Raw genomic sequence first — 13,345 nt, forward strand, 5'->3', positions numbered from 1 at the left:
GTCAGACCTGCCGCGGCGGCGCGCCGTCGAACGCATCCTGCAGCAACGCGCGAATCGACGCGTAGTCGATTTCGCGCGGATTCCAGTAGGGATTGGCGCTCGCAATCTGCGCCGCGCGATCCAGATCGCTGGCCTCCATGCCGATGTCCTTGAGCGCAACCGGTGCGCCGTTCGCGCGCGCCAGTTCGTAGATGCCGGTTGCCGCGTTGTCGTGTCCGACAGCGCGGGCAATACGTGACATCGCGTGCGGTGCGGCCGCCGCGTTATAGGCAAGCGCGTGCGGCAATACGATCGTGTGGGTCTGCGCATGTGGAAGATTGAAACTACCGCCCAGCGTATGACACAGCTTGTGATGCAGCGCCATCCCCACGCTACCGAGCACGTGACCACATAGCCACGCCCCATACAGCGCATCCGAACGCGCTTCGAGATCGAGTGGCTGCGCGACGATCTTCGGTAGCGCATGCGCCAGCGCGGCGATGCCCTCTTCGGCCATCAGGCTGATCACCGGGTTCGCATCGCGTGAGTAGAGTCCTTCGGCCGCATGCGCAATCGCGTTGATCCCGCTCGTGACCGACATCGGCGCGGGCAGTGTCAACGTCAGTTCGGGATCGTAGATCACGGTTTTCGGCAGCACGCGCAGATCGGTGCCGGTGCGTTTCAGGCCACCTTCGGTCAAACCGAAGATCGGCGTCATCTCGCTGCCGGCGTAGGTGGTCGGCACGGCGAGAATCGGCAGTCCGGAGTCGAGCGCGATCGCCTTGCCAAGCCCGATCGTCGAACCGCCGCCTACGGCGATCGCACAGTCTGCGTTCAGTTGTTGGGCGACGGCGCGTGCCTCGATCGCGAGTTCGAGCGGCACGTGCATCACGGCTCGATCGAAGATGCCCGCGGCACGTGTGCCGAGCCGCGCGGCGATCGCCTCGCCGAGCGAGCGCTGTTCGGGTGTGCAGAGAACCAGCGCGCGCATCGCACCGAGTTGCAGTACCTCGCGCTCCAGATGCTGCAGACTTCCCGCACCGAACACGACACGTGCGGCACGCGCCGTGTAGACGAAATCAGGCGTTGGCATCGCTTGCCTCCGCTGCGGGCGACACGGATGACACCAACGATGATGTGATCGGCTGACTCACCTCGTAGTCCACCTGATGCCGCGCCGTGCGCACATCGCCGAGCTGTTGCCTCACGCGCAGATGCTCGGGATGGTTCGCATACGCCTCGAGCGCCTCGCGCGATTCGAAGTCGCTGACGAGCACGACGTCGCACGCGTAATCGACGGTGCTGGAATCGATGCCGATTTCCAGATGACGCATGCCTGGAATCCGTCCGCGTAGCCCTTCAAAAGCCTCTTTCACGCGGTCGCTCGAAATGCGTTTTTCCTGCGCGGTATCGCCGCGCACCTGCCACATGACGATGTGCCGGATCATACGGTCGCTCCAGCTGGAGCAGGAGCGGGATTCAGCACGAAGTCGTAGTCGAGCGTATAGAACGGCACACTCATCGACGTACCGTCGGGCGCGATGCCGGGCGCGTGCTTCACCCATTCGACCACCAGCGTCGAGCGCACGCCGAACACCGCATCCGAATCGAGGTACTGGTCGCCCTGACGGAACACGTGGGTAATCAGCGTTTCGTAGCCCGGCGCCTTGATCCAGAAGTGCAGATGCGCGGGCCGCCATGGGTGGCGCCCAAGCGCATCGAGCATGCGCCCGACCGGACCGTCGTGAGGGATCGGATAGGCTTCGGCGAGAATCGAGCGGAAATGGAAACTGCCGTCGGCCTGTGTGTGCAGCTTGCCGCGCGCGCTATGCACCATCTCGCCGACTTCGGCCGAGGTTTTCTGCACGTCGTAAAAGCCGTCTTCGTCGGATTGCCAGACATCGAGCGACGCACCCGCGACCGGTTCGCCGTCCACGCCGCGCACATGGCCGCGCACGAAACATGGTGCGCCAAGCGCCCCGTTCGACAGATCGTCGCCGTTCTCATAGGTGGGCGCGCCGTCCACGAAAAACGGCCCCAACACCGTTGCTTCAGTGCAGGCAGCCGGCTTGCGGTTGTTCTGCGTCGTGACGAGCATCGACAGGCCGAGCGTGTCGGACAGCAGCACGAACTCCTGGCGTTTGTCGTCGGTGATATGACCGGTATCGGTCAGGAACTGGATCGCCGCAAACCACTCGGCTTCGGTCAGTTTCACCTCGCGGGCAAACGCATGCAGATGCTGGACGAGGCTCGTCATCACGGTGTGCAGCCGCTCGTCGCGGCAACCATCCATCGAGGCGAGCACCGCCTGGGTAATCGTGTCTTCACTGATGTTGCGCATGGCGGGGCGTCTCCGTTTGTCGCGGCCGCAAGCCGCGCTATATGCGGATAGTAGTCGCCGATCGCCTGGAAAAAAACGCGCTATAGTGAAATGATATTTCCACCAGGCGGAAGAATAAGCGTATGGACCGATGGACCCAGATCGAGTTTTTTGTCCTGACCGCGGAAACCGGCAGCCTGTCGAAGGCGGCGGAAAAGCTCAACATGTCGAACGCGGCGGCAAGCCGGACCCTGGCCGCGCTCGAAGACCGGCTCGGCGCGCGGCTGATCGAGCGGACCACGCGCCGGCTCTGGCTGACCGACGCGGGGCGTGAATATCATCGGCGCTGCAGCGCGCTGCTAGCCGAAATGGCCGAAGCCGATGCGGCCGCCGGCGATACCGCGATGAATCCGCGCGGCACGCTGCGGGTGACGAGTTCGGTTTCGTTCGCAATGATGCATATCGCGCCGTGGCTGCCGGAATTCAGCCAGCAGTATCCGCAACTGTCGGTGCAGATCGTGGCGGCCAACCGGTATCCGGACTTTATCGAAGCCGGCATCGACGTCGCCATCCGCACACGCGAGCATGAAAGCGATTCGGGCATCACGGTGCGGCGGCTCGCGGAAACGCGGCGTGTGCTGGCGGCGTCGCCCGGTTATCTGGCGAAACACGGCCGCCCGCAGACCCCCGACGATCTCGCCCGCCACCGCATGCTCGTCTATCACCTGGCGGCGGACCCGTACGTGCTGCACCTCACGCGCGGCGCCGAGACGCGCGCTGTCCCGATCACGAGCGCACTCGATTCGAACGAAGGCCAGGTGATCTGCGCGGCCGGCTATGCGGGCATGGGCATCGTGATCCAGCCGCTGTATATCGTGCACGACGACATCGTCGCCGGACGCCTCGTGCCGGTGCTCGAGGACTGGCACCTGCCGCGCCTCACGATCAATCTCGCCTATCAAAGCAGACGGCACCAGCCGGCGAAGATTCGTGTGTTTACCGAAGGGTTGATCGAGCGGGTCGAACGGCTCGACCTCGCGCGGAAATGGACCGACGTGCCCAACCGGTGACGGTGAGCCGGTCGCGCGGTTACGCCTCGGTCTTCTTGCGCGCCGCACTACCGGCACGCCGCTTTGCCGCCGGTTTGCGCTTCGCCTCGCCTTCATGCAACGCTCGCTCGAGGCTCCATTGCCTGAGCAACATGCGGGTCTGATCGGCGACCGTCGCCTTCAGGACCGCGGCATTGTCGGCGTCGAAGGTTTCCCAGTTGAGCAACGTCAGCGTCGTACGATGCGCGACGTGAAAGATCACCATTTGCCCGTGCAGACTGAACATGCGGATCAGCGTGATCGGATCGTCGACCGCGCGGCCCGAGATGCGGGCAACGAGCGCCGCGGCCGCGGCGTTGAACGGCTTGCGAACCCGGTTCATGAGGATTTCGGTGGCGCTGGCGGGCTCCGATCCCGATTGCTCGCGCGCAAAAAAGAGGCGGCGGCCCGGCACCGTGGCCTTGACGCAGATGCTGTCCGCGGTGGCTTCCTGGATGCGGATGAACGCTTCGATGAGCTCGTCGGTATCCGCGTCGTCGTTGCTCAGCACTTCGTGCGCGTTCTCGATGGCGGGGCCGAAAATCTCCCACGCGTCGTCGGCTAGCGCTTCGATACAGGCGCGATAAACGCCTTCCTTGTTCTCGAAGTAGTACTGCAGCGCCGGTGCATTGACGCCGGCGAGCGCGGCGATGTCGCGGGTCGACGCGCCATCGAAACCTTTCTCGCCGAACAGATCGACCGCCGCGTCGATGATCCTGCGCCGCGTCTCATCGCCTCGCGCGTACCCGCCCTCCTGCGGACGACGAAGCTTCTTGATGTCGTTCATAGACCCCTCTCGTTTCAGACAGATACAAATATATCACTTGACACAATTTTAACGACTGGAATAATTATGCCAACTGGAAAAAATTGGAAAACCGATGTCAACCACCGCAGGCACCTCCCCGGGCAATCTGCCCATCGATGACGCATCCGCCGTGCCCAGCCGCCGCCCCGGGCGGCGCACGCTGCTGATCGGCCTCGGAATCGTCGCGTTGATCGTCGCCACGGTCTGGCTCGCGCGCTGGTGGACCGTCGGCCGCTTCATCGAAACCACCGACGACGCCTATCTGCAAGCCGACAGCGTCACGGTTGCGCCGAAAGTCGCCGGTTACGTGACTGAGGTCTATGTTGCTGACAACCAGGTCGTCAAACCCGGCGATCCGCTCGTACACCTCGATGCGCGTCAATACCAGGTCGCGCTTGACCAGGCCCTCGCCACCGTCGATGCGCGCAATGCCGACATCGCGCGCGCCCAGGCCGAGATCAAACAGCAGCAAGCCAATATCGAACAGGCGCAGGCCCAGCAGCAGGTGGCGCGCGTCAGCGCCCGCCATGCCAGCGACGAAGTACAGCGCTACGCCCCACTGGTTGCAACCGGCGCCGAAACCAGCGAACGCCTCGCCGAGCTGACCAGCACGCGCGACCAGGCCGCCGCCACGCTCACCGCGAACGCGGCGGCGGTCGATGCGGCCCGCACGCAGATCGCCTCCACCAACGCCCAACTCGCGCAGGCCCGCGCCCAGCTCGAAGCCGCCCAGGCAAGCGCGCAGCAGTCGCGCCTCGATCTCGAGAACACGATCGTGCGCAGCGTGCTCGGCGGCAAGATCGGCGATCGCTCGGTGCGGGTCGGCCAGTATGTTCAGCCCGGCACGCGGATGCTGACGGTCGTGCCGGTGCAGAGCACCTACCTCGAAGCGAACTTCAAGGAAACGCAGATCGGCCACATGCGCGTGGGACAGCCGGTCGAGATGCATATCGATGCGCTGCCGGGCCAGACGCTGCACGGCGTCGTCGATAGTTTTTCGCCGGGCACGGGTTCGCAGTTCGCGCTGCTGCCGCCGGAAAACGCCACCGGCAACTTCACGAAGATCGTCCAGCGCGTGCCGGTGCGCATCCGTATCGACACCGGCCCGGAAACCCGCAGCGTGCTGCTGCCGGGGCTGTCGGTGAGCGTCGAGGTCGACACGCGCTCGGCGCGCGAACGCGATCAGCGCATCGAAGCCGAGAATCACCGTGGCTGAACCGACTGCCAACGCCATGTCTGGCGTACCGCAAACCGCACCTGCGGCGCCACCGGCTCCGGAGCGCGCGAGCGTAACCGACTGGATCGCGGTGGCCGCGGGCTCGCTCGGTGCGTTGATGGCGACGCTCGACATCTCGATCACGAACTCGGCACTCCCGCAGATCCAGGGCGAAATTGGTGCGACCGGCACCGAAGGCACGTGGATCTCGACGGGCTACCTGATGTCCGAGATCGTGATGATCCCGCTCGCCGCGTGGCTCACGCGCGTGTTCGGGCTGCGCAATTTCCTGCTCGCCAACTCCGCGCTCTTCATCGCGTTCTCGATGATGTGCGGCTGGTCGCACACCCTGCCGATGATGATCGCCGGCCGCATCGGCCAGGGCTTCACCGGCGGCGCACTGATTCCCACGGCGCAGACCATCATCCGTACGCGGTTGCCGTTGTCGCAGTTGCCGGTCGGTATGACGATGTTCGGGTTGATCGTGCTGCTTGGGCCGTTGCTGGGCCCCGTAGTCGGTGGATGGCTGGCCGAGAACATCAGCTGGAGCTGGTGCTTCTTCCTGAACCTGCCGGTCTGTCTCGCGTTGATGACCCTGCTGATCGTCGGTCTGCCGTCGGACCGGCCACACTGGGAAGCGTTCTTCAAGGCGGACTGGCTCGGCATCGTCGGCCTGGCAATCGGCTTGAGTTCGCTCACTGTCGTGCTCGAAGAAGGTCAGCGCGAACGCTGGTTCGAATCGAGCGTGATCGTCGGGCTGACGTGGCTCACGGTCGCAGGCTTCGTGCTGATCGCGCTGTCGCAGCTCACCGCGAAAAAACCGATCATGCGTCTGAGCCTGATGCGCAATCCGCGCTATGCGAGCGTGATCGTGATCGTGTCCGCGGTCGGTGCCGGGCTCTACGGCGTGTCGTATCTGGTGCCGCAGTTTCTCGGCATCGTAGCCGGCTACAACGCACAGCAGTCCGGCGCGATCATGCTGCTATCGGGGCTGCCTGCCTTCCTGATGATGCCGGTCCTGCCGAAGCTGCTCAGCAAGGTCGACTTCCGGATCCTCGTGATCAGCGGGCTGCTGCTGTTCGGATTCAGCTGCATGCTGGACATCGGGTTGACCGCGCAGAGCGTCGGCCACGACTTCCTCTGGTCGCAGCTGATACGCGGCACCGCGCAGATGCTCGCGATGATGCCGCTGAACCAGGCGTCGATGGCCGCCGTGTCGCGCGAAGATTCCGGTGACGCCGCCGGTCTCTACAACATGGCGCGCAACCTGGGCGGCTCGATTGGCCTTGCGGTCATCGGCACGGTTATCGATCGGCGCACGACGTTCCACACCGCTGTCATCCGCGAATCATTGAGCGCGAACTCGCTGCTCGGACAGAACCACATCGCTGCGAGCGCGGCCGGCTGGTTCGCGCGCACCGGCGACATGGCTTACTCGCAGATGCGTGCGCTCGGGCAGATCGCCGTGCAGATCCAGCAGCAGGCTGTTGTGATGACCTACTCGGAAACCTTTTACCTGCTCGGTATCGCGCTGCTCGCGTGCATTCCGCTCGCGCTGCTGCTGAGAACGCCGCCCCGGAATGTGCCGCCGCCGTCCGCCGGCCACTGAGAATTGAAACGATCGCCATGATGTCTTTCCGCCTTTCCGCTTTATCCCTTGCTGCGCTCGCTTCTGTTGCGGTGCTGACGGCCTGCTCGGTCGGCCCCGACTATCGCGGCGCCCCGTCCGTCGCGAGCGACTCGACCAGCAGCGGTACGTTCGTGCGCGCGCCGGCCGCGGGCATCGTCGTCACCCACGCACCGAACCAGTGGTGGCTCGCACTCGGTGACCCACAGCTCAACGACTTGATCGACGCGGCGTTCGCTCACAACCCCGATCTGCATATCGCCCAGGCGCGTCTGCGCGAATCGAGAGCGCAATTGCAACAGCAGCGCGCGAACGAACTGCCGAAGGTGTCCGCCGATGCCGCCGCACTGCGCACACGCGAGCCCGATCTTGGTTCGTTCAGTGCGTTGCAGTCGCCAGGCGGTGCGGGCTCGTCGACGGGTGGTGGACCGTTGCAGTTCTACACGGCCGGCTTCGATGCGACATGGGAGATCGATCTGTTCGGTGGCACGCGACGCGCGATCGAAGCTGCGTCGACAGAAGCGCAGGCCACCGACGCCGACCTCGCCGACACGCAGGTCTCGCTCGCGGCCGAAGTCGCCAGCGCCTATGTCGATCTACGCGACCAGCAACAGCGTCTCGTGCTCGCGCAGCACCAGGCAGAAGTCGAACAGCACATGCTGACCTTGACGCAGCAACGGCGTGCCCGCGGCACGGCTGCCGACATCGACATCGAACGTCTGACCACGCAGGTCGAGAACACGCGCGCGACGCTGATTCCGCTCGACGCGCAGGTGACGGATTCGCTCGATCGTCTCGCCGTACTGACGGGCCGCGCGCCCGGTGCGCTCGATGCGCAGCTGGCCGCCACGCAACCGCTGCCGGTAATGCCTGAGTCGGTGGCGGTTGGAGACCCGGCATCGCTGCTGCAACAGCGGCCCGATATTCGCGCGGCGGAGCGCAGGCTCGCGTCGAGCAATGCGCAGATCGGCGAACACATCGCCGACTTTTTCCCGAAGGTCACGCTGCTTGGCGATCTCGGGTTCAGTGCCGGCGATCCGGGGCATCTGCTGCGCAAGAGTAACTTCAGTTGGGTCGGTGTGCCGTATCTGCAATGGAATCTGCTCGATTTCGGTCGTACGCTTGGCAGCGTGCACGCTGCCGAAGCATCGCGCGACGAGGCCGAGGCGCGTTATACGAAGGCCGTGCTCGGCGCGCTGCAGGATGCGAATTCGTCGCTGTCGCGCTACGGGCACCAGCGCGAGCATGTGGTGACGTTACAGAAGGTGGAAACATCCGCCGATCATTCGGCTACGTTGATGCGGCAACGCTACACGGCCGGCGTGTCGAACCTGATCGATCTGCTCGATACGCAGCGTGAGGAATTCACGGCGCAACAGAATGTGGTCGCTGGGCAGGCGGAATTGCTGAAGGATTTTGTGTCGCTGCAGAAGAGTCTGGGGCTGGGGTGGCGGGTGCAGCAGGGGTGAGGTTGCTCGCCGATCACGCGGATGAAGTTCGCGCGAACCGGTGAATCCGGTCGCGCGAAGCAGGCATGGCGGGTGGTCAGCCCGCGCTATCCGGCGCAGATCTACAGTCGTTACGGCGAAACCGTCAGGGCCGGACTCGGGTTGACGCTCAGGGCGTTGAGCTCGCATTGACCTGTACTCGACGGGTTGCTCGTAGCAAGCGGCTGATTCCTCGCGAACAGCGTGTTGGTCGTATTGTTCCAGCCGCCGTTGATCGTCGAAGGACCACACTCACCGAAAACGCTAAGTTGAAAGCTAAAGCCGACGTTCGTAATGCTGACAGTAGTGGGACTGCTCGCAACCACCTTCCACGGTAGACCGAGCACCTGCGGCAGGCCGCATAGACCAGCACCTGTCACGGCCACCGAATTGATCTGCGCATACGACCCATCCGATGCAACCACGCCGCTCATTGAAATTCCGCAGCTCACGTTCGCAAAATTCGGCGTGCTAAAAACGATCGTGCCAGGCGCACTAAACGAAACACCTGCCGGCGCGATCGTTGCAGCGAACGTCGCTGCAGAAAAGGCGGCGCACATCGCGACGACGGCACCACCGAACACACGCATCTTCACCGATTTCATGGTCTACCTCCTTATGCCGGTCTGCGCCGTGTGCCCCGGCACAAACCGATTCCTGTTACGGCGAAATCGTTAACGTCGGACCCGGGGTGACCGAGAGGCTATTGAGCGTACAGTTGCCGCCAAGCGGCTGATTAACCGCGGATAGCGTGCCGGTCGCATTGTTCCAGCGACCGTTGATCGCTAAGGGTGCGCACCCGCTGAAGGGGCTAACAAGGTTAAAGCCCATGTTCGCAACGCTAACGGTCGTGGTGCTCGTCGCAACCACCTTCCATGGCAGACCGCTGACCTGCACTATGCCGCAGAGGCTGGTGTGGGGCGTAACGACCGCCGAATTGACCTGGGCGTACGACCCGTCGGACGAGACGACGCCGCTCAATGTCATTCCGCAACTCAAGTTTGCAATGTTCGGCGTGGTAAGTACGAACGTGCCTGGCGCACTAAATGAAGTACCTGCCGGCGCGATCGTCGCCGCAAACGCCGTGGAGCACAGAGTCGCGTACATCACAACGACGGCTCCGCTGCACACACGCATCTTTAACGATTTCATTTTTACCGTCCTTATGTTGGTCTGCGCCGAGTGATACGGCGCAGACCGATCCCCGTTACTGCGAAATTACGGCGTAACCGTGAAGGCCGGGCTCGGCTTCACCGACAGGCTGTTGATCGTGCAATTGCCGCTAAGCGGCTGATTGGTTGCGGTCAGCGTGTCGGTCGAATTGCTCCAGGTGCCCTGGATCGTCGAAGGACCGCAGTTCGTACCAAGCACGCTGAAGCCCACGTTCGCAACATTGCCAGCCGTCGCGCTGGTGGCAACCAGTTTCCACGGCAGACCGATGATCTGCGGTACGCCGCAGAGGCCCGGGCCTGTCACGGACACCGAATTGATCTGCGCATACGAGCCATCCGAGGCGACCACGCCGCTCAGCGTGACGCTGCAAGACACATTCGCGGCGATCGGGTTGCTCACCACGATCGTGCCCGGCGCGCTGAACGAACCACCTGCCGGTGCGATCGTCGCGGCAAACGCCACCGACGAAAAAGCACACATCGCGACAACAGCACCACTGCACACACGCATCTTCAAGGATTTCATGATTTAACTTCCTTATTAGTGGCAACAGAGTTGCCGGAGGATGAACACAGCACAGCGATGCACGGGGGCGCCGCTATTCGAAACACTGCCCTGCTGAACTACTGAACTGCCAAACTTCCGCTGACCGGACCGCGCAACGCGCTTCGTAACCACGCTGCCGCCGGTGTCGCCCGTTCAGCCGGGTATCGGGTAGATACCGCGGACGGTCGGACCGCATGCCTGATACGAAGGTCTATTGCACGAGCGAAGCGGGCGCGACGAAGAGCGGCGTCGCGCCCGTATTGCCGACAACGTGGATCGAGGAATTGCGTGATGCCAGGTGCGTCGCTGCAAAGCCGACGAAGCCGGGATTCGATTGCGCGATGGGTGGCATCGTGTGCGACACGCGCTCGCGTCCATTGAGGTGATCTGCCATCCATGTCTCCATTCAACGATTATTAGCTATATCGCTATTTTTATTCGTTTTGCATTTACGGCCGGTGTCTTAAACGGTTTCCGGATCAAACCGGTCCGTTAAGCAACGCTCTTCCCACTCCCTTTTATCGTTAAGGGAGACCGGTCATACGTAAAATGCACATTGCATTTGATCGAGCGATACCCTCGCGGCACACCCGAAAGCGTGCGCGTCTCTTATGCAATGTGGTTCCTCGTGGCTATGGACGTTATCTGTACCGTGTCCTCGCTGGCCTGTATTCGGATAATTGTGCTGGGCGTACATTAGTCCCGCTGGCGCCGGGTGTACATAGAGCCTTTGATCCAAACCGGTGCAGACAGTGGATGGTATTGTCCAGATTCGTTCTCCGCAATGTTTCAAACAGTCGAATTAATCGGCACACGTGCCGAACCCGGCCATCAATACGTCTCGCGATGCAATATGAGTTATTGTGAATAACGGCCACCCGCCGCTTCATGTTTGGCACAATCCGTCGTCAATGCGTCTGGCCAGATAGTTAAATCGGAGAGCATGCATGCCGTTATTGCATAACGCTGGAAAAAGCACTGCCGGGAAAAACATTGCTGAAAGACGCACTGCAACATCGATGTCGGGATGGTTAGGATGGATCGCCTGCGGAGTCGCGACGATCGCAGTGACGCTAGGCTTGATGGCATGGTTGGCGCCTGCGCAATCTAGCGGGATCGTGGCGGCGGTGACGCGTGCGACAACCCAGCCGCGGCCAGTGGAGACGGGCCAATCCGCCGCACCGGTTGCGCCTTCTCTACCTGTGTCGCAAGGGCCTACGGCAGGCAGTCCTGTCGATATGCTCGCGCGGCTGGAAGCTGCGCGTAGCAACGCCGCATTCCAGCCCGGCGGCATCGCGAGCGACACCATGGCCGATGCGCTGCAGCATGCGTTTTCCTATCCGAACTTCAGCGCGCTGGAGAATCGCGCCGATGCCGAGGGTCTGTTCGAAGCTGCAGCATGGGCGGATGCCTGCGTGCGCGGCACCCTGAGCGCGAACGAGCAGTCGTTGCGCTGCAGCGATACGCGCCTGCGCGACGCGAAGTACGCCGACGATCTGCTGCACAAGGCCGCTGCAGCCGGCCAGCCCGCAGCCGTACTCGCGCTTGCGAACCTCTACCCCGCGGAATGGCTCAACGTCCCGCTTGCGGGCAGCGATACGCTGGGCGACCGCGTGCTGACACTCGCGGCCCACGGCAATGCAAGCGCGCTCGCGCTGCTCAGCCAGTGGTGCGCCTCGCCCAAAGCCTGCACCGATGCGCAGTTGACGCGCAACACGCTGGCGCTGTTGCAGGTGAGTCTCTTCAAGACCGGGACCTCGGAGGTCAACCAGTATCTGATCGGCAAGACCGACGAGCAGCAGGCGGCGATCAGCCGCGCGGACTCACTTCGCAAATTGCTAGGGTGGCCGTCATAGCGTAACGCGTGCCGTTGTCTTCACCTTCAGGCGCCGCGTCCGCACTCAACGCCGGTTCGACCCCGACACCACGTCGATCCACACCGCCAGCACGAGGATGCTGCCTTTGACGATCATCTGCCAGTAAGCATCGACGTCGAGCATCGACATGCCGTTGTCGAGACTCGCCATCACGAGCGCGCCGATCAGCGCGCCGTGCACGGTACCCGAGCCGCCGCGCATCGACGTGCCGCCGATAAAGCACGCGGCGATCGCATCGAGCTCGCCCATGGTGCCCGCCGAAGGCGAGCCGGCCGCGAGTCGCGCCGTATTGACGATGCCGCCGAATGCGCACATCAAGCCCATCAACGCGAAGATCGCCAGCTTCACGCGGTTGGTGTTGATACCGGAAAGCCGCGTCGCCTCGAGATTCGAGCCGACCGCGTAAATACGCCGACCGAATACGGTCTGCGTCGCGATGTACGTGAACACGCCGAGCAGCGCGAGCAGCAACAGCACCGGCACCGGAATGCCACCGTACCGGTCGAGTGTCGCGACGAACGCCAGCAGGATCGCGCCGGCGCCGACAATCTTCACGATGTCCTGCCACAGCGGCACAACCGGCAACTGATAACGTTGCCGCGAGCGCCGTTGCGACACCGTCAGCACCGCGATCAGCGCGAACAGCACGACTGCGAGCACATCGCCGGCTGCGCGCGGCAGATAGCCCTGGCCGATAAACACGAACCCATCCGACACCGGCGCGATCGTCGAGCCGCCGGTCAGACCGAGCAGCACGCCGCGAAACGCCAGCATGCCGCCGAGCCCGACGATAAACGACGGCACCCGCCGGTACGTCGACCACCAGCCGCTGAACATGCCGACCAGCACGCCGAGTACGAGCACCGCCGGCACGGTTGCCGCAAGCGGCCAGTTACGGTTCACGTCGAGAATCGCCGCGACGCCGCCAAGCAGCCCTAGCAGCGAACCGACCGACAGATCGATCTCGCCGGCGATGATCACGAACACCATGCCGCACGCGAGCATGCCGGTAATCGACATCTGACGCAGCAGGTTCGACAGGTTGCGCGGCGTCACGAAGGCGCCCTGCGTCAGGAACGAGAAGAACGCCCAGATTGCGGCCACTGCGATCAGCAGCGCGAGGATCTTGTAGCGCGCGAAGAGTTGCTGGGCCTGCTGAGCCACGTCGAACGACGGTTTCGATACCGTTCGCTTCGCGTCGCCGGAGGTAGCGTCGGGAATCAT

The 13,345-nt window shown here is 63.3% G+C and carries 14 protein-coding genes; 5 read left to right on the plus strand and 9 right to left on the minus strand.

The window, feature by feature from the left end; all coding sequences use genetic code 11:
• Position 1: 1 nt before the first annotated feature.
• The 3 genes from M0D65_RS10315 to M0D65_RS10325 are packed head-to-tail and all read right to left on the minus strand — an operon-like array spanning position 2 to position 2,320.
• Entirely contained in the window at positions 2-1,072 is a 1,071-nt protein-coding gene (locus tag M0D65_RS10315) for a maleylacetate reductase (RefSeq protein WP_266252584.1), read from the minus strand.
• The gene (locus M0D65_RS10320) at positions 1,059-1,427 is read right to left on the minus strand and encodes a Dabb family protein (protein WP_266252585.1); all 369 of its coding nucleotides are present in this window, start codon (positions 1,425-1,427) and stop codon (positions 1,059-1,061) included. The genes M0D65_RS10315 and M0D65_RS10320 overlap by 14 nt, the downstream gene beginning before the upstream one ends.
• Positions 1,424-2,320 (minus strand): intradiol ring-cleavage dioxygenase, encoded by an 897-nt coding sequence (locus M0D65_RS10325; RefSeq protein ID WP_266252586.1) that lies wholly within the window; start codon positions 2,318-2,320, stop codon positions 1,424-1,426. Before M0D65_RS10325 ends, M0D65_RS10320 begins: the two co-directional genes overlap by 4 nt.
• A gap of 122 nt (positions 2,321-2,442) precedes the next feature.
• Between M0D65_RS10325 and M0D65_RS10330 the strand changes: the two genes are divergently transcribed.
• Complete coding sequence (locus M0D65_RS10330; RefSeq protein WP_266252587.1) at positions 2,443-3,369, plus strand: LysR family transcriptional regulator; 927 nt, start codon at positions 2,443-2,445, stop codon at positions 3,367-3,369.
• 19 nt (positions 3,370-3,388) lie between these two features.
• Here the strand turns inward: M0D65_RS10330 and M0D65_RS10335 are convergent, their stop codons facing one another.
• Positions 3,389-4,174: a CerR family C-terminal domain-containing protein gene (locus M0D65_RS10335; protein WP_266252588.1), complete on the minus strand. Its 786-nt coding sequence runs from the start codon at positions 4,172-4,174 to the stop codon at positions 3,389-3,391.
• A gap of 94 nt (positions 4,175-4,268) precedes the next feature.
• On the opposite strand from M0D65_RS10335, the gene M0D65_RS10340 reads away from it, so the two are divergent.
• Genes M0D65_RS10340 through M0D65_RS10350 form a run of 3 tightly spaced genes read left to right on the plus strand, consistent with a single transcriptional unit; the run spans position 4,269 to position 8,507 of the window.
• Positions 4,269-5,411, plus strand: coding sequence for an HlyD family secretion protein (locus M0D65_RS10340; RefSeq protein WP_266252589.1), 1,143 nt, complete (start codon positions 4,269-4,271; stop codon positions 5,409-5,411).
• A 16-nt stretch (positions 5,412-5,427) separates the two neighbouring features.
• Positions 5,428-7,020: an MDR family MFS transporter gene (locus M0D65_RS10345; RefSeq protein ID WP_266252945.1), complete on the plus strand. Its 1,593-nt coding sequence runs from the start codon at positions 5,428-5,430 to the stop codon at positions 7,018-7,020.
• 17 nt (positions 7,021-7,037) lie between these two features.
• Complete coding sequence (locus M0D65_RS10350) at positions 7,038-8,507, plus strand: efflux transporter outer membrane subunit (protein ID WP_266252590.1); 1,470 nt, start codon at positions 7,038-7,040, stop codon at positions 8,505-8,507.
• Positions 8,508-8,617: 110 nt separating this feature from the next.
• On the opposite strand, the gene praB (M0D65_RS10355) is transcribed toward M0D65_RS10350, so the two are convergent.
• From praB (M0D65_RS10355) to M0D65_RS10370, 4 genes are all read right to left on the minus strand, one after another.
• A complete protein-coding gene (praB, locus tag M0D65_RS10355; RefSeq protein WP_266252591.1) occupies positions 8,618-9,130 on the minus strand; it encodes an alkane oxidation protein activator PraB in 513 nt (170 codons plus the stop codon).
• A 55-nt stretch (positions 9,131-9,185) separates the two neighbouring features.
• Positions 9,186-9,677: an alkane oxidation protein activator PraB gene (gene praB / locus M0D65_RS33115; protein ID WP_367619331.1), complete on the minus strand. Its 492-nt coding sequence runs from the start codon at positions 9,675-9,677 to the stop codon at positions 9,186-9,188.
• Between the two features lie 66 nt (positions 9,678-9,743).
• A complete protein-coding gene (gene praB, locus M0D65_RS10365; RefSeq protein WP_266252593.1) occupies positions 9,744-10,223 on the minus strand; it encodes an alkane oxidation protein activator PraB in 480 nt (159 codons plus the stop codon).
• A 232-nt stretch (positions 10,224-10,455) separates the two neighbouring features.
• On the minus strand, positions 10,456-10,638 hold the full coding sequence (locus tag M0D65_RS10370) for a hypothetical protein (protein WP_266252594.1): 183 nt from the start codon (positions 10,636-10,638) through the stop codon (positions 10,456-10,458).
• Between the two features lie 625 nt (positions 10,639-11,263).
• Here M0D65_RS10370 and M0D65_RS10375 point away from each other — a divergent pair.
• Positions 11,264-12,100: a hypothetical protein gene (locus tag M0D65_RS10375; protein ID WP_266252595.1), complete on the plus strand. Its 837-nt coding sequence runs from the start codon at positions 11,264-11,266 to the stop codon at positions 12,098-12,100.
• Positions 12,101-12,145: 45 nt separating this feature from the next.
• On the opposite strand, the gene M0D65_RS10380 is transcribed toward M0D65_RS10375, so the two are convergent.
• Entirely contained in the window at positions 12,146-13,345 is a 1,200-nt protein-coding gene (locus M0D65_RS10380; RefSeq protein WP_266252946.1) for a sugar ABC transporter permease, read from the minus strand.

Source organism: Paraburkholderia sp. CHISQ3 (assembly GCF_030464945.1).
Lineage (GTDB): Bacteria > Pseudomonadota > Gammaproteobacteria > Burkholderiales > Burkholderiaceae > Paraburkholderia > Paraburkholderia megapolitana.